The organism is Shewanella carassii, from assembly GCF_019670705.1.
Classification (GTDB): domain Bacteria; phylum Pseudomonadota; class Gammaproteobacteria; order Enterobacterales; family Shewanellaceae; genus Shewanella; species Shewanella carassii.
In genome coordinates, this window is sequence record NZ_AP024618.1 from 2204915 (window position 1) to 2224884 (window position 19970).

Annotated in this window: 18 protein-coding genes and 2 tRNA genes; 11 read left to right on the forward strand and 9 right to left on the reverse strand. The window is 51.7% G+C overall.

Annotated elements, in window-relative coordinates; genetic code table 11:
- Positions 1-115: 115 nt before the first annotated feature.
- From K5621_RS10045 to K5621_RS10080, 8 genes are all read left to right on the forward strand, one after another.
- Positions 116-1294, forward strand: a complete 1179-nt coding sequence (locus K5621_RS10045) for a thiamine pyrophosphate-dependent dehydrogenase E1 component subunit alpha (RefSeq protein ID WP_221051085.1) — start codon at positions 116-118, stop codon at positions 1292-1294.
- A gap of 2 nt (positions 1295-1296) precedes the next feature.
- Complete coding sequence (locus tag K5621_RS10050) at positions 1297-2274, forward strand: alpha-ketoacid dehydrogenase subunit beta (protein WP_071476039.1); 978 nt, start codon at positions 1297-1299, stop codon at positions 2272-2274.
- A 10-nt stretch (positions 2275-2284) separates the two neighbouring features.
- Positions 2285-3874: a dihydrolipoyllysine-residue acetyltransferase gene (locus K5621_RS10055; RefSeq protein WP_221051086.1), complete on the forward strand. Its 1590-nt coding sequence runs from the start codon at positions 2285-2287 to the stop codon at positions 3872-3874.
- Between the two features lie 164 nt (positions 3875-4038).
- On the forward strand, positions 4039-5106 hold the full coding sequence (gene nadA, locus K5621_RS10060) for a quinolinate synthase NadA (RefSeq protein WP_100143646.1): 1068 nt from the start codon (positions 4039-4041) through the stop codon (positions 5104-5106).
- 161 nt (positions 5107-5267) lie between these two features.
- Positions 5268-7268, forward strand: coding sequence for a methyl-accepting chemotaxis protein (locus tag K5621_RS10065; protein WP_221051087.1), 2001 nt, complete (start codon positions 5268-5270; stop codon positions 7266-7268).
- A gap of 166 nt (positions 7269-7434) precedes the next feature.
- Positions 7435-7522: transfer RNA gene (locus K5621_RS10070), tRNA-Ser, on the forward strand.
- Between the two features lie 232 nt (positions 7523-7754).
- A tRNA-Ser gene (locus tag K5621_RS10075) sits at positions 7755-7842 on the forward strand.
- A gap of 255 nt (positions 7843-8097) precedes the next feature.
- Complete coding sequence (locus tag K5621_RS10080; RefSeq protein WP_100143648.1) at positions 8098-9291, forward strand: amino acid aminotransferase; 1194 nt, start codon at positions 8098-8100, stop codon at positions 9289-9291.
- 92 nt (positions 9292-9383) lie between these two features.
- Here K5621_RS10080 and yvcK read toward each other — a convergent pair whose 3' ends face one another.
- Positions 9384-10286 carry a uridine diphosphate-N-acetylglucosamine-binding protein YvcK gene (yvcK, locus tag K5621_RS10085; protein WP_221051088.1) on the reverse strand — a complete coding sequence of 301 codons (903 nt, stop codon included), beginning with the start codon at positions 10284-10286 and terminating at the stop codon, positions 9384-9386.
- A 150-nt stretch (positions 10287-10436) separates the two neighbouring features.
- Between yvcK and K5621_RS10090 the strand changes: the two genes are divergently transcribed.
- From K5621_RS10090 to K5621_RS10100, 3 genes are all read left to right on the forward strand, one after another.
- A complete protein-coding gene (locus tag K5621_RS10090) occupies positions 10437-11264 on the forward strand; it encodes a glucosaminidase domain-containing protein (RefSeq protein ID WP_221051089.1) in 828 nt (275 codons plus the stop codon).
- A complete protein-coding gene (locus K5621_RS10095; protein WP_221051090.1) occupies positions 11242-11871 on the forward strand; it encodes a DUF2987 domain-containing protein in 630 nt (209 codons plus the stop codon). The genes K5621_RS10090 and K5621_RS10095 overlap by 23 nt, the downstream gene beginning before the upstream one ends.
- A 98-nt stretch (positions 11872-11969) precedes the next feature.
- A complete protein-coding gene (locus K5621_RS10100) occupies positions 11970-12137 on the forward strand; it encodes an N-acetyltransferase (protein ID WP_221051091.1) in 168 nt (55 codons plus the stop codon).
- Between the two features lie 90 nt (positions 12138-12227).
- Here K5621_RS10100 and ttcA read toward each other — a convergent pair whose 3' ends face one another.
- From ttcA to ccoP, 8 genes are all read right to left on the reverse strand, one after another.
- Positions 12228-13190 carry a tRNA 2-thiocytidine(32) synthetase TtcA gene (ttcA, locus tag K5621_RS10105; RefSeq protein ID WP_045282778.1) on the reverse strand — a complete coding sequence of 321 codons (963 nt, stop codon included), beginning with the start codon at positions 13188-13190 and terminating at the stop codon, positions 12228-12230.
- A 78-nt stretch (positions 13191-13268) separates the two neighbouring features.
- Entirely contained in the window at positions 13269-14195 is a 927-nt protein-coding gene (gene uspE, locus K5621_RS10110) for a universal stress protein UspE (protein ID WP_100143653.1), read from the reverse strand.
- A gap of 90 nt (positions 14196-14285) precedes the next feature.
- Positions 14286-15038 carry an electron transport transcriptional regulator EtrA gene (gene etrA / locus K5621_RS10115; protein WP_100143654.1) on the reverse strand — a complete coding sequence of 251 codons (753 nt, stop codon included), beginning with the start codon at positions 15036-15038 and terminating at the stop codon, positions 14286-14288.
- 55 nt (positions 15039-15093) lie between these two features.
- Positions 15094-15786, reverse strand: coding sequence for a sulfite exporter TauE/SafE family protein (locus tag K5621_RS10120; RefSeq protein ID WP_221051092.1), 693 nt, complete (start codon positions 15784-15786; stop codon positions 15094-15096).
- Positions 15776-16000, reverse strand: coding sequence for a cbb3-type cytochrome oxidase assembly protein CcoS (ccoS, locus tag K5621_RS10125; protein WP_100143656.1), 225 nt, complete (start codon positions 15998-16000; stop codon positions 15776-15778). The genes K5621_RS10120 and ccoS overlap by 11 nt, the downstream gene beginning before the upstream one ends.
- Positions 15997-18393, reverse strand: coding sequence for a heavy metal translocating P-type ATPase (locus K5621_RS10130; protein ID WP_221051093.1), 2397 nt, complete (start codon positions 18391-18393; stop codon positions 15997-15999). Before K5621_RS10130 ends, ccoS begins: the two co-directional genes overlap by 4 nt.
- 8 nt (positions 18394-18401) lie before the next feature.
- Positions 18402-18881, reverse strand: a complete 480-nt coding sequence (locus K5621_RS10135) for a FixH family protein (RefSeq protein WP_100143658.1) — start codon at positions 18879-18881, stop codon at positions 18402-18404.
- Between the two features lie 104 nt (positions 18882-18985).
- Positions 18986-19966, reverse strand: a complete 981-nt coding sequence (ccoP, locus tag K5621_RS10140; RefSeq protein WP_221051165.1) for a cytochrome-c oxidase, cbb3-type subunit III — start codon at positions 19964-19966, stop codon at positions 18986-18988.
- Between the last annotated feature and the right edge of the window lie 4 nt (positions 19967-19970).

Consider the following 19970-nt stretch of genomic DNA (forward strand, 5'->3'; position numbering starts at 1 on the left):
ACCAAGGCGGGAGTTGCTTGCTAGTTTACGTTAACGTAATGTTCGGGGCGCGTACTGAAAAAATCGGTAGGGCCGGTTTCGAGCCGGACAAACCCAGAGATAACAAGAGCACACTATGAGCAACGCAACAAAGATGAATGAGACGGTGCATCGGGTGAGTTTTTTGAACAAGGACTCGCTGCATATCCCTGTACTCAAAATACTTCAGGCCGACGGCACCACCTATGAAGAGGCGGTATTGCCCGTCATAGATGAAGCCCTGTCACGCAAGATATTCGATACCTGTGTCTTTACCCGTGTCCTGGACGAACGTATGTTGGGCGCCCAGCGTCAGGGAAGGATCAGTTTTTACATGACCTGTATCGGTGAAGAAGCCGCCGTTATCGGCAGTGCCGCCGCGCTGGATGACAAGGATGTGATCCTTGCCCAGTACCGCGAACATGCCGCACTGCGTTATCGAGGCTTTACCACAGAGCAGTTTATGAACCAGATGTTCAGCAATGAGAAAGATCTGGGCAAAGGCCGGCAGATGCCTATTCACTATGGCAGCCGTGAACTCAACTACCAAACCATCTCTTCACCGCTGGCGACCCAGATCCCGCAGGCATCCGGTATAGGTTACTCGCTGAAGATGCAGGGCAAGCGTAATGTCGCTATCTGTTACTTTGGTGAAGGCGCCGCCTCTGAAGGCGATTTCCATGCCGGTCTCAATATGGCCGCAGTTCATAAAGCGCCGGTCATCTTCTTCTGCCGCAACAACGGCTACGCCATCTCAACCCCTACGGAAGAGCAGTACGCCGGTAACGGCATAGCCAGCCGCGGCGTTGGTTATGGCATGCACACCATCAGAGTCGACGGCAACGATATGTTGGCGGTTCTGGCCGCAACGCAGCAAGCCAGAGCCTACGCGCTTGAAAACAACGCGCCAGTGCTGATTGAAGCCATGACCTACCGCCTGGGCGCCCACTCATCTTCCGACGATCCATCCGGTTATCGCTCTAAAGAGGAAGAAGCCAAGTGGCAACAGCATGACCCTGTGAAACGCTTCAAGTTGTGGCTGATCAACAAAGGCTGGCTCAAGGAAAGCGACGAGACCGAGCTGTATGAGAAGTATCGCGAGGAAGTGCTGGCCGCGGTAAAAGTGGCCGAAAAGGTTCCGGCACCAGCCATAGACGCCATCATAGAAGACGTTTTTGATCAGCCGACAGTGGCGCTCAAGCAGCAATTAACCGAGCTTAAGGCCCACGTTGCCAAGTATCCGAAAGCCTATCCTAAAACAGCAGGGAGATCATAAGCGTGGCACAGATGAATATGTTACAGGCCATCAATAATGCCCTGACCATAGCGATGGAAGCCGACGACAAGATGCTGGTTTTCGGTGAAGACGTAGGCCATTTCGGCGGTGTGTTCCGGGCAACTTCCGGTTTGCAGGAAAAGTTTGGCCGTGAGCGCTGCTTCAATACTCCACTTACCGAACAGGGGATAGCAGGCTTTGCCAACGGCCTGGCTTCCAACGGCATGACGCCGGTAGCGGAAATCCAGTTTGCCGACTACATCTTCCCGGCGTTCGATCAAATCGTCAACGAAGCGGCTAAGTTCAGATACCGCAGCGGCAACGAGTTTGATGTCGGCGGCCTGACCTTCAGAACCCCCTATGGCGGCGGCATTGCCGGCGGTCATTACCACTCCCAGTCACCGGAAGCCTACTTTACCCAAACGCCCGGTCTTAAGGTGGTGGTTCCCCGTAACCCATACCAAGCCAAGGGTTTGCTGCTGGCCGCCATTCGCGATAACAACCCTGTGGTCTTCTTTGAGCCCAAGCGCCTGTACCGCGCCTCTGTCGGCGATGTGCCGGAAGGCGACTATCAACTGGAGCTGGGTAAAGCCGAAGTGGTTCGTGAGGGTAAAGATATTACTCTGCTGGCCTGGGGCGCGCAGATGGAAATCATCGAGAAAGCAGCCGATATGGCCAAAGAGGAAGGCATTGACTGCGAAGTCATCGACCTTCGTACTCTCGCCCCTTGGGATGTGGAAACCGTGGCCGAGTCGGTGAAAAAGACCGGCAGATTGCTTATCAACCACGAAGCGCCGCTGACCGGTGGTTTTGCCGGTGAAATTGCCGCTACCATCCAACAGGAATGCTTCCTGTACCTGGAGTCGCCCATCAGCCGGGTTTGTGGTCTGGATACGCCATATCCCTTGATCCACGAAAAAGAATATATGCCGGATGCGCTTAAAACCTTTGAAGCCATCAAGGCCTCGGTGAATTTCTAGGAGAGCCAGGATGATTAAAGATTTTATTTTGCCCGACATAGGCGAAGGTGTTGTCGAGTGTGAACTGGTGGAATGGTTGGTGGCTGAGGGGGATACCGTCGCCGAAGATCAACCCGTTTGTGATGTGATGACAGACAAGGCTCTGGTGCAAATTCCAGCGCCTTTCCCCGGTGTTATCAGTAAGCTTTATTACGCTAAGGGGGAAATTGCCAAGGTGCATGAGCCTTTGTATGCCGTGGAAGTGGACGCTGCAGACAGCGAAGTGCCTGTACCTGTAGCCAGCGCCGATACTGCTGCACAGCCGAGTACTAGTGCTGCAGGTGGTAGCAGCCAGGTGGAAGACTTTATGCTGCCGGATATCGGCGAGGGCATAGTCGAGTGCGAACTGGTGGAGTGGCTGGTCGCAGAAGGCGACACTGTGGTTGAAGATCAACCTATCTGTGATGTAATGACAGACAAGGCACTGGTGCAAATCCCGGCGATGAAGGCCGGTAAAATAGTCAAGCTGCACTACCGCAAGGGGCAGTTGGCCCAGGTGCATCAGCCTCTGTTTGCCATTGAAGTTGCCGCTGAATCCACCAGTGCAGCCGTGGCTCAACCCGCTGCAGCAAGTGCTCCATCAAGCTCAGCCTCTGCCGTCTCTCAAGCCCAGAGCAGCTCGCAAACTGCCGCCTGCAGTATGGTGCCCCAGGGCAAGGCACTTGCAAGCCCAGCGGTAAGACGTATGGCTCGCAGTCTGGATGTTGATATCGCCAAAGTGCCTGGCAGCGGTAAAAACGGTCGGGTCTACAAAGAGGATATCGAACGTTTCCTTAAGGGGGCGGCTCCTCAGGTTCAAGCCCAAACCCAAACTTTGGCAGAGGGCCAAGTGCAAGCCAGCAAAACGGCAACGGCAAGCGATAGGGTAGAGCCTATCAAGGGCGTTCGCGCCGTGATGGCGCGGATGATGATGGAGTCTGTCTCCAGCATTCCGCACTTTACTTATTGCGAAGAGTTGGACTTGACCGAGCTTATCGCCCTTCGTGAAGCGATGAAGGCCAAGTACTCAAATGACGAGCTCAAGTTGACCATGATGCCTTTCTTTATGAAGGCCATGTCGTTGGCGCTGACCGAGTTTCCGGTGATCAACAGCCGAGTGAACGCCGATTGCACCGAGCTCACCTATCTTGGTCGTCATAACATAGGGATGGCCGTCGACTCCAAGGTCGGTTTGTTGGTGCCCAACGTCAAGGATGTGCAGGATAAGTCGATTCTGGATATCGCCGCCGAAGTGACCCGTCTGACCCGGGCCGCGCGCTCGGGTAGAGTCGCACCTGCCGATCTGAAAGATGGTAGCATCTCCATCTCCAACATAGGCGCGCTGGGCGGCACTGTGGCAACACCTATCATCAATAAACCCGAAGTGGCGATTGTGGCCTTGGGTAAGGTGCAAACCCTGCCGCGTTTCAATGCCAAGGGTAAGGTGGAAGCCCGTAAACTGATGCAGGTCAGTTGGTCTGGTGACCACAGAGTGATAGATGGCGGCACCATTGCCCGCTTCTGTAATCTGTGGAAGCAGTATCTCGAGCAGCCGCAGGAAATGCTGCTGGCGATGAGATAAGATAGAAGGCCCCGCTATGCGGGGCTTCGTTTTAGGTGTGCTTGAGCCGGGCGCCGTTCAATTGGCTTACAGAATGGCTTTATTTGATCTTGAGCACAAAGTGGTTACGATTTGGTGGCAGATTTCGTATAATCGCCAGCAATATTAGTCGCATTGGGTCTGTTATGAGTCAGGTAGCACCAAGCATAGAAAATATTCAATATCCTTTCCCGCCCAAACCGGTTCCCTTGTCTGAACAGGAAAAAAGCGAATACAAAGCCAGGATCAAGCAACTGCTTAAAGAGCAGAATGCGGTGCTGGTTGCCCACTACTATACGGACCCTGAAATTCAGGCTCTGGCCGAGGAAACCGGTGGTTGTGTCTCCGACTCGCTGGAAATGGCGCGTTTTGGTCGTGATCATCCCGCCAAGACGCTCATCGTTGCTGGGGTTAAGTTCATGGGGGAAACCGCTAAGATCCTGAGTCCGGAAAAAACCATTCTGATGCCGACTCTGGAAGCCACCTGTTCTCTGGATGTTGGTTGTCCTATTGAGCAGTTCAGTGCCTTCTGCGATGCCCATCCGGATCATACGGTAGTGGTCTATGCCAACACATCGGCTGCGGTCAAAGCCCGAGCCGATTGGGTGGTGACTTCCAGCATAGCACTGGAAATCGTGGAGCACCTGGACAGTGAAGGCAAGAAAATCATCTGGGGGCCAGATCGTCACTTGGGCAGTTATATTGCCAAGCAAACCGGTGCCGAGATGTTGATGTGGCAGGGCGAGTGTATTGTTCATGATGAATTCAAGGCCAGAGCCTTGCGTCAATTAAAGGCGCAGCACCCGAACGCCGCCATTTTGGTTCACCCTGAATCTCCGGCGAGTGTGGTGGAAATGGCCGATGCCGTAGGTTCAACCAGTCAGTTGATCAAAGCTGCCCAGACCATGGACAATGATACCTTTATCGTGGCCACCGACAGAGGCATCTTCTACAAGATGCAACAGGCAGCACCGGGTAAGACCCTGATTGAAGCCCCAACCGGCGGTGAAGGCGCCACTTGCCGCAGCTGTGCTCACTGCCCCTGGATGGCAATGAATGGCCTCAAGGCGATAGCCAGTGCGCTGGAAAATCAGGACAACAGCCAACATGAGATCTTTGTCGATGAAGCGCTGCGTCAAGGCGCTCTGGTGCCTCTGACTCGAATGCTGGATTTTGCCAAAACCCTCAATATGCAGGTCAAAGGCAACGCCTGATCAACTCGAATTAATTTTTAATCAATGAGTCAATAAAGAGCCTACTTTTGTAGGCTCTTTACCCACTTACACGCCAATTCATCGACTATACTTGCCAACAAATACTAAAAATTGTATCTCGTAACGATAAATTAGTAAGTTAGCGCATTAAGGGTATATCGATGAAATGGCAATGGATTGAAAATCTTCCTCTGAAACACAAATTTCTCTTGGTCATCCTGCCGCCTTTCATAGCGGCAACTTTGTTTGGTATTTTACTGTTCAGCGATCGACTATCACTTGCCAATGGTCTGGAGGAAGTGCTGGATCTCAGTGAACTTGCGGTGGTCAATTCGGCGCTAGTACATGAACTGCAAAAAGAGCGCGGCATGAGCGCCGGTTATCTTGGCTCCAAGGGCAAGAGTTTTGCCGACAAATTGCCAAGCCAGCGGCAACTGACCGACAAACAGTTACAACAATTTAATGAATTTCTGAATAGTCATCAGCTTCCAGCCGATTTTGCTACGGATTTAGCACAGGCCAGAAGCAGCATTGCCCGCTTGAGAGAAATTCGTAGCCAAGTGGACAGGTTAACCATCACGGTTGCCGAAGAGGTCGCTTTCTATACCGAATTGAATAAATTGTTGCTGTCGATTGTCGACCTCAGTGTTCAGAAAGGGGGCGATCAGCAAATCGCCATTAAGGCTGCCGCTTTTTCAGCATTTTTACAGATGAAGGAACGCGCTGGTATCGAACGAGCGGTACTCAGCTCCACCTTTGGCCACAGTGAATTCAAACCCGGAGTATATCGCAAATTTATCACTCTGGTTTCAGAGCAAAACGCTTACCAGGAAAGGTTTGTGGCCTTGGCGGATGAAGCCGCTCTCAAAGATTTACAGATCTTGCAGGCGCAAGCCGCAGTGGCCGAGGTTACTCGGTTGAGAGAGTTGGCTTTTGGGCAAAAAGCCGAGGACCTCAGGTCCCAATCGCCGGAAACTTGGTTTAATCAGTCTACCGCCCGAATTAACCTGTTACATGAATTTGAGCAGAAGCTGTCGGATAAACTGCTGGCCGAGACCTTGCACAAACAACAAAATGCGGCCAATCAAACCTGGATAGTTCTGGGGATTATGGTGATAGGACTGATCATTGTCAGTCTTGTTTCCAGCATCATTCTTAAATACCTACACGGGAGTTTGCGGGAGTTGCATCGTGGTGTGACCCGTGCCCGGGCAGATTATGACTTGAGTGTGCGTTTACCCCATACAGGGAAAGATGAATTTGGCGAGCTGGCCGAGTCTTTCAACAGTATGATGACCGACTTTGAACAGGTAATACTGCGCGTCCGCTCCAGCAGCAAGACTCTGCTGGGAGTGGTGCAACAGATGGAACAACACTCAACCCAGATGCAGGCCGATGTAGCTGTTGGCTACAGTGAGACAGAACAGGTGGCATCGGCGATGACAGAAATGAGTTCAACCGTACAGGAAATTGCCTCGAATGCGGTAAGGGCTTCGGAAGCGTCTAATCAAGCCAGTACAGAGGCCAGGGAAGGGAGCCTGGAAGTGGGACGCACTGCATCGGCCATCAGTGAGCTGGCTGATGAGATCAGTTTTGCTGCCGATGCTATCTCAGAGCTAGATAAGGATATTCACGGTATCGTCAGTGTGCTTGAGGTTATCAGCGGGATTGCCGAGCAGACCAATCTTTTGGCCCTGAATGCAGCCATTGAAGCTGCACGCGCCGGTGAGATGGGCCGCGGCTTTGCCGTGGTGGCCGATGAGGTGCGTAATCTGGCACAGCGGGCGCAATCCTCTACCGAGGATATCCGTAACATGACAGAAAGACTCAAACAGGGCGCCGAAGTGGCGGTAGCCGCCATTACCAAAGGCAAGACTCAAGCGGATACCAGCGTCAATGAAGCCAATCGCGCCGGAGAAGAGCTCAGACGCATAGTTGAGCACGTGGAAGTAATCGACAGTATGAATGAGCAGATAGCTGCCGCGACCCACGAGCAATCGGCCGTATCTGAAGAGGTGAACCGCAATGCGATGAAGATCAGCGATATTTATCGCAATACTCAGGATATTGCCAATGAACTGGGCAAACTCAACGAACTGCTGGTCAAAGATGCCAATAGAATGAGTGATGAAGTGAGTAAATTCAGGCTCAATGAACATTGATTGAACCATTTATGAACCGTACTGCTCAGCAAATGCGCAAACGGAGATTAAGGCGGATTTTTGCTTGACCGGAATCCTCCTTTTGCGTAAAGTACCGCTCCATCAAGGGGATAGAGATTTGTCTCTTGGTGAATGTGCTGATACGCACAGTAAATAGTATCGATGCGGTGAGGTGTCCGAGTGGCTGAAGGAGCACGCCTGGAAAGTGTGTATACGGCAACGTATCGAGGGTTCGAATCCCTCCTTCACCGCCAAATTTAGACGACGGGGTTCAGTTTAGGCTGAACCCCGTTTTCGTTTGTTTAGAAATAAACTCATGGGTTTATTTCTTGTAGAACATTGACATGTTCGGGGTAGTGGCTCCGGTTGATTTAATCGTGTAAGGCTAAAAACCCGGCGAACGGATGATAATGCACGATAAAGCATTGACCCGGCCTTTGGAGTTCTCTATAGTACCGCCCCGTTGAGACGCAATGTCCAACGTACGGTGAGGTGTCCGAGTGGCTGAAGGAGCACGCCTGGAAAGTGTGTATACGGCAACGTATCGAGGGTTCGAATCCCTCCTTCACCGCCAGATTTTGATAACGGGATCCAGTCTTAACTGGGTCCCGTTTTTCGTTTCCGAACCTAGCTGACATCACAGCTAGGCGGAAGCCATCGGTAGCGCATTTCGTTGTCATATCCATGATAAATTTCCTTTCTGAGTGAATATCTTTCAATTAATAAATTAAATGACTCAGAATCTGCCAAGGAGACTATAACCAGACTGAGGACAGTGGTATAAATGGAACCAATTTGTCCCTACATGTCCAATTACAGGAAAGTTGTCATGATTTTTTCTCAGATTACCGCCGCGCCGGCCGACCCCATTCTTGGTTTAACCGAGGCTTTCAAAGCCGATCCCCGCACAGATAAGGTCAACCTGGGGGTTGGCATCTATAAGGATGAGGCAGGCCAGACTCCGGTACTCAAGTCGGTTAAATTGGCGGAGGCCAAGTTGCTCGAAGAGGAAAAGACCAAGAGCTATCTCGGTATCGAAGGGGTTGCCCTGTATAATCAAGCGGTTCAGCAATTGCTGTTCGGTAAAGACAGCGCCATTATCGCCGATGGCCGGGCGGTAACAGCCCAAGCTCCGGGTGGTACCGGCTCGCTGCGGGTTGCTGCAGAGTTTGTCCTGAGCAACACTGACAGCAAAACCATCTGGATCAGCAACCCAACCTGGGCCAACCACAAGAATATTTTCGAAACCGCCGGGCTTGAGATCAAAGAGTACAGCTATTATCAGGCAGAAACCCATGATCTCGACTTCGATGCCATGATGACAGATCTGCAACAGGCGAGTGAAGGGGATCTTGTGCTGCTGCATGGCTGTTGCCATAACCCGACCGGCATCGATCTGAATATGAGTCAATGGCAACAAGTTGCCAAACTGTGCGCCGATAAAGGCTTGGTGCCCCTGTTTGACTTTGCTTATCAAGGCTTTGGCACTGGAATTGAAGAAGATGCCCAGGGACTTAGAGCCGTAGCCGCCATGGTGCCTGAGCTGCTGGTTGCCAACTCCTTCTCGAAAAACTTCGGTCTCTATAACGAGCGCATCGGCGCCGTGACTCTGGTGGCTAAAGACAGCGAGTGCGCTGCCCGGGCTTTCAGTCAGGTTAAGCGTACCATTCGCGCCAACTACTCCAACCCGCCGGCTCATGGTGCCATGATTGTCAGCACTATTCTCAACGACGGTGAACTCAATGCCCTGTGGCAGCAAGAGTTGACCGAAATGCGCCAGCGCATAGCCAGCATGAGAACCCTGTTCGTTGAGAGCCTCAAGGCCGAAGGCGTCGATCGCGACTTCAGTTTCATTTCTCGTCAAAACGGTATGTTCAGCTTCTCAGGCCTCAACAAAGAACAAGTTGCCAGGCTCAAAGATGAGTTCGGCGTCTACATCGTCGGCTCCGGCCGTATCAGTGTTGCCGGCATGACCAAGACCAATATGCCGGTTATCTGCAAGGCGATAGCCAAGGTGCTCTAAGCCTGCTGGGTTTTGCCAAACTTAAAAAAGGACAGCTGCGGCTGTCCTTTTTACGTATCCGGGCACAAAAGCCGGTCTTAAAAAAATGTTGCTCAGGCAATGAGTTTCTTCGGCTGCAGAGCCTGCACCAGTGCGCTGATCAGGGCGTCTCTGTCGTGGCAACCACTCTGGATTGGGTCGGCAAGCGGCGAGCGATAAATCAATCCTTCCTGCGCAGGCTGACCATGACACAGCACAGCATCGATACGCCCCGGGCCTATCAGCTGCTGACACCAGTCCAGTTTGGCATTGAGGCTGAGTTCACCGGCTACGGACGATTCGGGTTTCAGATTGTCGATAAACACCACCTTGGCGGCGCTGTTTTTAATAGCGGTAGCCAATTCGGGCAACAGTAAAGGCGGCATCAAGCTGGTGAGAAAGCTTCCTGGGCTTAAGATGATCAGTTCTGCAGCGTTCAATGCAGCCACGGCTTCTTCGGTGGCCTTTACCATAGGCTCAAGATTCATTGCGACGGGCCGCTCTGCCATGTTGTCGACCTCCAGTTCACCAAACACCTTACAGCCGGAGACATCGAGTGCAAAAAGGTGAGTCGGTTGCTCTGACATGGGGTAAAGACGGGTCTCAATTTTGAGTAAACCGCGGATGAGATTGATAGCCTCAAGCGGCCGGACGCAGAGTTGATCCAACGCAGTCAGGATAAGATTGCCCAGATTATGGCCATTGAGCTCATCCTGACTGTTGAATCTGTATTCAAACAACAGTGAGCCAACAGAGGGCTTATGGGCCAACTGGCTGAGACAGTTACGCAGATCGCCCCAGGCAATACAGTCATTGCTATTCCTTAATCTACCTGTACTGCCACCATTATCGGTTGTCGCCACTATGCCGGTGAGGTGGTTTCCCAGAAACGCTAAAGCCGACAGCACTCGTCCTAATCCATGGCCACCGCCTATGGCAACAACTTGCCGATATTGACTGAATAACTGCGCTTGCATAGCGGATCCTTGCTGCGATTTGAAACCTTTACATTCTACATTAGTGGGGGAAAGCTGCCAGCGACTGATTTTGTGAAAAGTGATATCTGACATATAATGCGCGGACATTTTTCCCTCGACCTTTGGGCAATAAGCAAAAGGAAAGACTGATTGAAAACCGGAAAACTTGGCTCATTTACCCTGGCACTGGCTTTGGTGATCCTGTCGGTATTGGCTCTGAGAGTGTATTTGATACCCAGTTTGAAAACCACCGAGCAGACTTCAGCGCCACTGATGAAGAACCAATTGGGTGTCAGTTTGATCCCCGATTTCAGCAGTATCAGTGTTGTCAGCGACAAGAAACAGGCGTTTTTTGACTTCCTGCGTCCGGCCGTGCAAAAGCAAAACAACATCATCGCCGAGGAGCGTAAATTCCTCGAGCAGGTGCAAAAACACCTGCAAAACCAGCATCAGCTTAATGAAGCCGAGCAGTATCGTATTCAGCGTCTGGCGGAAAAGTATCAATATGCCATGCGTGCCATCGACAGTGACAGCATCAATAAGTTATTACGCCGAGTCGATGTGATCCCTGAATCCATGGTACTTATTCAGGCAGCCAATGAAACTGGCTGGGGCAGCTCACGCTTTGCCCGCGAAGGACTGAACTTCTTCGGTCAGTGGTGTTTCAAGAAAGGCTGCGGCTTGGTACCGCAATCGCGTACCGAAGGTATGTCCCATGAGGTTGCGGTATTCAAATCGGTCGATGATTCGGTGGCTTCCTATATGCGCAATCTTAATTCCAATGCTGCCTATTCATTATTTCGCTCCATTCGCGCCGATCTGCGTAGTCAGCATGAGCCGCTGACCGCTGAAAAGCTGGTTTATGGTCTGGTGAATTATTCCGAGCGCCAGGAAGCCTATATTGACGAATTGCTCGATATGCTGCGTCACAACGAAGAATATTTGGTGGAAAACCATGTCGAAAAAACTGCTGTTTAGTGCACTCTTATTGTTGTCTCCCTCGTTGATGGCGAGCCAGGTATCCTTGAATTACGCCGACTTTTACACGCGGATGAAAGTGATGAATAAGGGGAATTATCAACTCATCGATCTGGCGTTTAGCGTACCGGAAACCCAGAACTGTCAGCTGAAAGCCGGCAATATCAGTACGGAGACTGAACACTTTCCGCTGACTTTCGATGCCAGCCAGCGGCTATATATTCCCTTCGATGAAAAACTCAAGCATGCCAGAGCCTTGATTAATCTTGAGATTGAAGGTGAAGGGCAAGGTTGTGGCATAGGGATGCAGCTCAGGGTGCGTAATCCTAAGCAAGAGTACAGCGGCGACGAGCTGAGAAACATCAGCAGTCAAATGAATGAAGCGCTGAAGCAGATGCAGGGCTTTCCCATGAAGTATTTCGCCAAGCCTATCTCGGGTCTGAGCATAGAGTTTAGCGGCAGTGAAAATGGTGCTTGGTTCGATGGCCGCCACCAGGCGCTGGATAAGCGCTATGAACTCAGTAATGAGGAGATCGCGTTACTCAAAACTCTGAAGTTTGACGCTACCCCCAAAGTGATCAGCCCCTGGGTCGCGCCAGGCAAATGACATACGAGTAACCGCTAAACCCGCTGTCAAACCGTTCTGGTCAGTTAGTTCTGGTCAAACAAATCAGAGCCTCGCATTGCGGGGCTTCTTTATGTCGTATGAAGCCGATATATCGCCTTAATGAGTTAAACGTTTCGCGTATTTGGCTCGATGTATTTGATATTAATCAGGTTGGCCGCCATATCTATCAAAAGCTGGGCTATTGTGAATTCGATGCTACTGAGGTCAATGGCAAGCGTTTGCTGTTTATGCAAAAGTGGCTTTAGTTTTGATAGTGACTTTAGTTTTGATGAAGTAAGCGGCAGTAAACAGAGCATTTCCGAACAAGCACCTGGTGCTTGTTCGGAAGAGTTGTATCAAGGCTGATAGATGCCAACCACTTCGATACGCTGGCTTTGATCTGCATGTTTGGCGGCACTGTCGAGATCGATATGACCGCTGTTGCTGACATCCATAAAGTCAAAGGCGGGTAAATCGGCTTCGGCAACTTCACCGCTGGCGGGAGCATCCGGATTGCGCTCCAGTGCCATAAAGTCAAACACAGTGCGGTCAACGCCTTGGGACGGTGCGGTATTTTGCATCGCAGTAAAGATGGTTTCGATACGGCCGGGGAACTGTTTGTCCCACAGTTTGAGCATATTCTTGACCTCGGCGCGCTTGAGGTTTTCCTGGGAGCCGCAAAGGTTACAAGGAATGATAGGGAAGGCTTTCAGTTTAGCGTATTCGGCAATGTCTTTTTCTCGGCAATAGGCGAGGGGACGGATCACCATATTGGCACCGTCATCCGATAGCAACTTGGGTGGCATGGCCTTCATCTTGCCACCGTAGAACATGTTGAGGAACAGGGTTTCTATGATGTCGTCTCTGTGGTGGCCGAGCGCTATCTTGGTGGCACCTATTCGCTGGGCAAACCCATAAAGGGTACCGCGGCGCAGCCTAGAACAAAGTGAGCAAGTGGTCTTGCCTTCGGGGATCTTATCTTTAACTATCGAATAGGTGTCTTTTTCAAGAATATGGTAGGCCACGCCTAAACTATCCAGATAGGCTGGCAGTACTTCTTCCGGGAATCCGGGCTGCTTCTGATCCAGGTTGACGGCGACAATTTCAAACTGCACAGGCGCCCGCTGTTGTAGGTTCAACAAAATGTCCAGCATGGCATAGCTGTCTTTGCCACCGGAGAGGCAGCACATCACGCGATCGCCTTCTTCAATCATGTTGTAATCGGCAATGGCGCTGCCGACTTCGCGGCGTAAACGCTTTTGCAGTTTGTTGAGACGAGTGATTTGTTTCTTATCCAGCTCTTGCATAACTTCAGACATAAAAAAATAAGCGCCCAGTAACACTATGGTTCAGGGCGCGTATTATTCCAGCTAAAGCCGGTCGGGTAAAGGGGCGACTCAGGCCAGAGGCGACTTATAACCGTCGGGTTTGACCGCCAGCAGATCGCAGTTGACCGAATCTATCACATGTTCGGCTGTATTACCGATAAGCGCGGCAGAGAATCCTGTGCGACCCACAGTGCCGAGAACGACCAGTTCGGCGTCCAGTTGCTCCGCCAGCTCAGGGATAACATCCTCAGGCAGACCTTCTTTCACGTGGCAGTGGGCGGTATCAACGCCGTAACTGTTGGCCAGATAATTGACCCGCTGCTCATGCTGCATGCGAATGGTTTCGTTATAAGTGTGGGCATCAAAGTCCGGCAGTTCAATCGCCAGATTGACCGGGGTTCCTGGATAACCGTTGACCAGGTGCACCTCGGCATCGAACTTGGTGGCAAGTTCCTGGGCATGCTCAATGATCTTGCCGTTCAGGGATTGATGTTCTTCATCTTCAGAGGCAACGTTGACGGCGCAGAGAATTTTACCTTTCACCGGCCAGTCATGCTCTTTAACCAGCAACACTGGGACTGGTGCCTTACGCAATAAGTGCCAGTCGGTTGGGGTGAAAATAACCGCCTTGAGTTTGTCGTGCTCATGGGTACCTTTGACTATCAGGTCGTATTCACCTTGAATGGCAAAGTTGATGATGCTCTCAAAGGGGCGGTTGTGCCACAGCACTTCGCTGTCCATCTCGAGCCCGGCTTGCTGATGCGGCTTGAGCAGATCGGCAATCCAGGCTTTCCGTTGATTGATAACCCCCTGACGCATGGCCTCACGTTCCTGATTGGAAAGAATAGAGGTCATTTCATAGGAGAAATCAAAGATAGACAGAAACACAGTAATCTTGGCCTTGCTGCGAGTGGCGAGCTCCACTGCGCGGGCAAGGGCTGGTTGTTGTTCTGATGTAGGGTCGACTACGACCAATAGCTTTTGATAATCCCTCATGGCGTTTTCCTTATTCCGCATGATGTATTTATATCATGCGATATTGGCTATGATTTGTATTGCTTGAGATCAATATATTGATTCGCTTAGTTATCTTGCTATTCGGGCGGCTCCCGCCAGCCTGTCCAGCTCTTCCAGATCCAGTATAGTGATATATTTACCTTTTACTTCGATCAGCCCCGCCTTTTGGAAACGCCCCAGCAGGCGGCTGATGGTTTCCACGGTTAGGCCAAGATAGTTGCCGATATCACCGCGGGTCATAGTGAGGCGAAACTCTCTGGGGGAGAAGCCACGGCTACCAAAACGAGCCGCGAGGTTACTGATGAAGGCCGCCAGGCGTTCTTCGGCATTCTTTTTACTGAGCAGCAGGATCATCCCTTGGTCACTCATAATTTCATTACTCATCAGGCGCATTATCTGTTGCCTGAGTTTGGGCATGGTGCCGGAGAGTTCATCCAGAGTATTGAAGGGAATTTCACACACCATAGAGGTTTCCAGGGCCTGAGCAAAACTCTGGTGTGACTGGGAATGGATACCGTCGAAGCCTATGACATCGCCGGCCAGATGGAAGCCAGTGATCTGCTCATCGCCCTGTTCTGTGATGGTATAGCTCTTAATGGTTCCGGAGCGAATCGCATATAGAGACTTCAGCGGATCTCCGGACTTGAACAGCTGTTCCCCCTTCTGAATGGGTTTCTTGCGCTCGATAATATTGTCAAGCTGATCCAATTCATTGGAATTGAGCGTAAAGGGGATACACAGAGTCCCCATGCTGCAATCATGACAATGAATGGTACAACCCCCGGCAGCAGGGCGACGATGCTTGTTATTGTCTATTGTCATAGTCTTTCTCAAGTAAAGCGACTCTTCCCATGTTAAACCAATTCACCGACCCCGGCTAGTCAAGCTGAGCCAGAGCAATATAGAGTGTTTGGACTCCGAAACCAACCAGTAATAACCCGGCAAGCAAGCGTACGGCGCGCTTTTGCGCCCAGTCGGCCAACGCCTTGGCGGCCACACCGGCACTGAGCAGAGCAGGCAATGTTCCCAAACCGAAACAAAGCATGATCAGCGCACCCTGTTTGGCACTGCCACTGGCGACAGCCCAAGTAAGGGTACTGTATACCAGGCCGCAGGGCAGCCAACCCCAAACCATGCCTGCAAGCAATGCTTGGCCGGGATGAGTAACAGGTAATAATTTTTGGGACAAGGGCTTAAGTAAACGCCACAATCCCTGACCCAGGCGTTCAATCTGAACCAATCCTACCCAGATACGGGCGATATACAACCCCATAGCGATCATCATCACACCGGCAATGAGTCTGAGCACCAAGAGGTAGATATCAATATCAAACAGCATGCCAAGCCCAGCTGCCGAACCGCCTACCAAAGCGCCGGCCAGGCTGTAACTGAGAATGCGGCCAAGATTATAGGGAAGCAGAAACGAGAGCTGTTGTGCCAATGGATTCTGGCCCCGGCGGGCAGCGGGAAGCTGGCTGGAAAAGGCGCCCACCAAACCGCCACACATGCCAAAGCAGTGTCCGGCTCCCATCAGGCCCACCAGAAAGGCGCCGGTGAGGTTATATTCCATGAGTTTTGTCCTGAGAATGCGATTTATCCTGAACACTCTCCTGAAACTCAGCCTCTTGCGTATTAGTGGCCACTGGCTCGTCGTCAAATAGAATCGATACACTGTGGCGCTCGAGATCGTCAAATTGATCCGATTTTACCGCCCAAAAGAACACCCCCACGGCGATCAGAACAAACAACATGGCGATGGGGATTAGCACGTAGATAATACTCATAAGCGGACCTTGAGAAGTCTGAGGCTGTTGCTGACGACGATCAGCGAACTGGCCGACATGCCGATAGCGGCAATATAGGGTGCAACATGGCCGGTTACGGCCAGAGGCAGTATAAGAAGGTTATACCCCAAAGCCCAGGCAAGATTTTGGCGAATGATGCGATTGGCTTTGCGGGCAACCGCTATGGCCTGGGTAAAACGCCATAGATGATCGCCAAGCAAAATCAGATCGGCACTATTTTTTGCCAGTGCCGTGCCACTGCCCATGGCGATAGACAGATCGGCTCCGGCAAGCACTGGGGCATCATTGATACCATCACCGAACATGGCCACCTTATGTTGCTGTTGTAAACGGCGTACATAATCGAGCTTATCAGCCGGACTCATGTCTGCGTACACTTCAGTTATGCCCACTTGCCGAGCCAGAGATTCCACATGGGGGCGGGTATCACCACTGGCGATCGCCAGACGGATACTGTTGGCCTTGAGTGCCTCGACCGTATCCTTGGCATCGTCCCTCAGCCTATCCTGCAGGATAAAACTGGCCACCAAGCCTTGTTCATCGGCGAGGAACACCCGTTGCTGTTGACTTGGGGGAAGCTCAATACCGACAAACTCGGCATTGCCTATCTTAAAATCGCGACCATTGATCTTACCGCTGATACCACGAGCCACCTGATGATGGACATTCTCAGCTTCTAGTCCTCCGGCATAAGGGCTGAATGCCAGGGCAATCGGGTGCAATGAACCGGCTTCAAGCGCTGCTGCCAATTGTTGTACCTGCAATTCACTGTACTCTGCCTCTCGGCCTTTGGTAATGTGAGTTTCCAGTAAGGTCAGGTTGCCACAGGTGAGGGTGCCTGTCTTATCAAAGACAACGGCATCAATTTGCGGCAACTTTTCAAACACCCCCGCTTTACGGGTAATTACCCCCAGGCGGGTAAACAGCGCCGTAGCGCAGGTCACAGCCGTTGGGGTTGCCAAGGCCAACGCGCATGGGCAGGTAGCTACCAATACAGATAGCGTGACCCAGAAGGCATCTTCGGGTGAGAACTGGTGCCACACCAGATAAGTGATAGCTGCGATGCTGAGTATAGTGCCGGTGAAATAACGCGACAGCTTGTCGGCCGTCATGGCGACGGCTGGCTTATTATTGGAGGCCAGTTCCTGCAAACGGATGATTTCTGCCACCAGTTGATCTTGGCCTATGGCGTTCACCCGTACTTTCAGTGGTTGATCTTGGTTGATGGTACCGGCATAAACCTGGTCTCCAGGCTGTTTGCTCTGCGGCATCTGCTCCCCGGTAAGCATGGCCTCGTTGACCGCAGAATGGCCTTGCTCTACCAAACCATCGGCGGGGATCACTTCCCCTGGGCGCACCAGCACCAGATCGCCTATTTGTAAGCGCTTGGCGGGGATCTCTTTGCTGCTGCCATCATCCCCGATACATTGGGCGGTTAGGGGCACCAACTTATGCAGGTTACTCGAACTGACCGAAGCTTTCTGCCGCGCCGCTTGCTCAAAATAGCGCCCAAGCAGCAGGAAGAAGGTGAACATGGACACAGACTCGAAATAGACTTCGCCAGTGCCTTGCACAGTCGCGATACAGCTGGCGATATAGGCACCGCAGATGGCGATGGAGACAGACACATCCATATTGAGCCTGCCTGCGAGCAGGGCCCGCAGGGCACTGAAATAGAAAGGCTGCGCCGAGTAGAACACCACTGGTGCGGCAAACATCATGCTCACCCAGCGGAAATAGTCGCGATATTCCACCTCAAGCCCGGAAAAGTAACCGGCATATAGCGCCAGGGCGAACATCATCACCTGCATGGTGGCAAAGCCCGCCAAGCCAAGCCTCAGCAGAAACTTTCGGCTGTTCTTTTTACTCTGAACTTCCTGTTCGTCCAGCTGATAAGGCGCCGCTTGATAACCGATACGGCCGATTTGATTAAGTATTTCAGACAGTTTAATGTCGGCCGGACGCCAACTGATGAGGGCTCTTTGGGTGGTGGAATTGACCTGCACCGAGTCAATCCCAGGCAACTGTTTAACTTTATGCTCGATGAGCCAGGCGCAGGCGGCACAGGTAATACCGTCAATCGATAACGAGACTGAGGTTTGATTGCCCTGATCGTGCACAAAGTCCTGCTGCACTTCGGGAAGGTCGTAGGCACTGAAGGTCTTGAGCTCATCCGGCACCAGGGCGTTTTGCCTGCTGCCAGGTTCTGAGCGGAATTTGTAGTAGTTGGTCAGTCCGGCATCCATGATGGCCTGAGCCACAGCCTGACACCCCAGGCAACACATGGGCTGAGCCTGACCATCAATCACTGTACTGAACTGCATGCCCGTGGTGACGGGCTCCCCACAATGAAAACAGACTGTATGTGTCATGACAGCACTCAATTGAGCCAGTAGGTCTTATCCGCTTCTATCTGCAATCTTTGCTGCAAACGCCATTTACGGTCAAATCCTTCGACTCGTACAACCCAGGCACCATCGAGCGTCTCATTGGGAATATAGCGGTACACATTGGAGGCGTCTGCGGTCAGCATTTGGGTAAAATCCTTGTCTGCCAGCGTCGGATGGTAAAACTCCAGGTTCAGTGCCGCCAGATACTCTGGGCCGCCATGTTGGGTGATCAAAAGTTCACCATCACGCCATTCCAGGGAAAATTGCATTCCCAATTGACGAGCATATTGAATTTTGTGGATATCCTGGTTAATCGCCTTGCCGTTTTTGTAATAGTCATCGGCAACCAGAGAGTCGGAGTTGGTGAGGGCAATACGCAGAGTGGCAAAACTGGCTATAACGGCACACATGGGCAAAACGATAAGAAACCAAGGCCAGAACTGCTTATACCAGGCTTGTGGAGTGCTCATACTGTTTACCTATTATTCTATTTGGAGGGCTATTCTATCGCGAAAGCGGTATTTTAAAAACAAAGGCCCCGAAAAGTTCGAGGCCCTTGAAAAGTCAATCAAACTTACTTCTCTGCCTGATGTGACAAGCTATATACGTAAGCGGCTATGACGTGGACTTTCTCTTCACCGAGAACGTCTTTCCAAGGTGGCATGACGCCACTGCGACCATTCTTGATGGACTCCATCACCATGCCGCGGCTACCGCCATAAAGCCAGATATTGTCGGTCAGGTTAGGGGCGCCCATTAGCTTGTTACCTTTGGCATCCATACCGTGACAGGCAAAACAACCCTTCATGAATGAACCTTGGCCCTTGGCAGCCAAAGCGGCATCATGTTCGCGACCGGACAGGCTCACCACATATTCGGCCAGACCTGCAATTTCGCTATCATCGATAGGCAGACCACCTTTAGGTGGCATCATACCGTGACGACCATTCATGATGCTGGTCTTGATGGTTTCCAGCTCACCGCCGTACAACCAGTCACTATCGGTCAGGTTAGGGAAGCCTTTGCCACCACGACCGGCTGAGCCGTGACACTGGGCGCAGTTTTGCAGAAACAAACGACCACCGACTTTGAGGGCCTCTTCGTTCTTCACCAGCTCGGCCAGTGGCGTTGCTTTATAAGCTTCGAAGATAGGGCCGTACTTCTCATCGGCAAGTTTCACTTCCTGATCGTACTGAACCCAGCGACCTTCCTCCGTTGCGTCGGCAATCGCCTTGGCAGAGTCGGCCTTGATGCCTTGCTCTGTACCTATGCTCTGGTTGGAGCTGCTCCAGCCGAGCAGGCCTTTGTAGTTCCCCAGGCCAGGGTAGAGCACCAAATAGAGCAGACCAAAGACGATGGTGATATAAAAGAGATAGCTCCACCACTTAGGCAGTGGGTTATTGATCTCCTGAATACCATCATAGCTATGGTCCATCAGGTCGCCTTCTTTAATCTCCGGCGTGGTGTTTTTGGAGCAGAGCCGTAGCAGAATAAAACATCCTGCGATCACCAGTAAGCTGAGCACGGTGATCCAGATACTCCAGAAGTTACTCATTAAC

Coding starts and splice junctions, on each gene's coding strand:
- K5621_RS10045 (WP_221051085.1), top strand. CDS start 116: ATGAGCAACGCAACAAAGATGAATGAGACGGTGCATCGGGTGAGTTTT.
- K5621_RS10055 (WP_221051086.1), top strand. CDS start 2,285: ATGATTAAAGATTTTATTTTGCCCGACATAGGCGAAGGTGTTGTCGAG.
- nadA (WP_100143646.1), top strand. CDS start 4,039: ATGAGTCAGGTAGCACCAAGCATAGAAAATATTCAATATCCTTTCCCG.
- K5621_RS10065 (WP_221051087.1), top strand. CDS start 5,268: ATGAAATGGCAATGGATTGAAAATCTTCCTCTGAAACACAAATTTCTC.
- K5621_RS10080 (WP_100143648.1), top strand. CDS start 8,098: ATGATTTTTTCTCAGATTACCGCCGCGCCGGCCGACCCCATTCTTGGT.
- yvcK (WP_221051088.1), bottom strand. CDS start 10,286: ATGCAAGCGCAGTTATTCAGTCAATATCGGCAAGTTGTTGCCATAGGC.
- K5621_RS10095 (WP_221051090.1), top strand. CDS start 11,242: ATGTCGAAAAAACTGCTGTTTAGTGCACTCTTATTGTTGTCTCCCTCG.
- K5621_RS10100 (WP_221051091.1), top strand. CDS start 11,970: ATGAAGCCGATATATCGCCTTAATGAGTTAAACGTTTCGCGTATTTGG.
- ttcA (WP_045282778.1), bottom strand. CDS start 13,190: ATGTCTGAAGTTATGCAAGAGCTGGATAAGAAACAAATCACTCGTCTC.
- uspE (WP_100143653.1), bottom strand. CDS start 14,195: ATGAGGGATTATCAAAAGCTATTGGTCGTAGTCGACCCTACATCAGAA.
- etrA (WP_100143654.1), bottom strand. CDS start 15,038: ATGACAATAGACAATAACAAGCATCGTCGCCCTGCTGCCGGGGGTTGT.
- K5621_RS10120 (WP_221051092.1), bottom strand. CDS start 15,786: ATGGAATATAACCTCACCGGCGCCTTTCTGGTGGGCCTGATGGGAGCC.
- ccoS (WP_100143656.1), bottom strand. CDS start 16,000: ATGAGTATTATCTACGTGCTAATCCCCATCGCCATGTTGTTTGTTCTG.
- K5621_RS10130 (WP_221051093.1), bottom strand. CDS start 18,393: ATGACACATACAGTCTGTTTTCATTGTGGGGAGCCCGTCACCACGGGC.
- K5621_RS10135 (WP_100143658.1), bottom strand. CDS start 18,881: ATGAGCACTCCACAAGCCTGGTATAAGCAGTTCTGGCCTTGGTTTCTT.
- ccoP (WP_221051165.1), bottom strand. CDS start 19,966: ATGAGTAACTTCTGGAGTATCTGGATCACCGTGCTCAGCTTACTGGTG.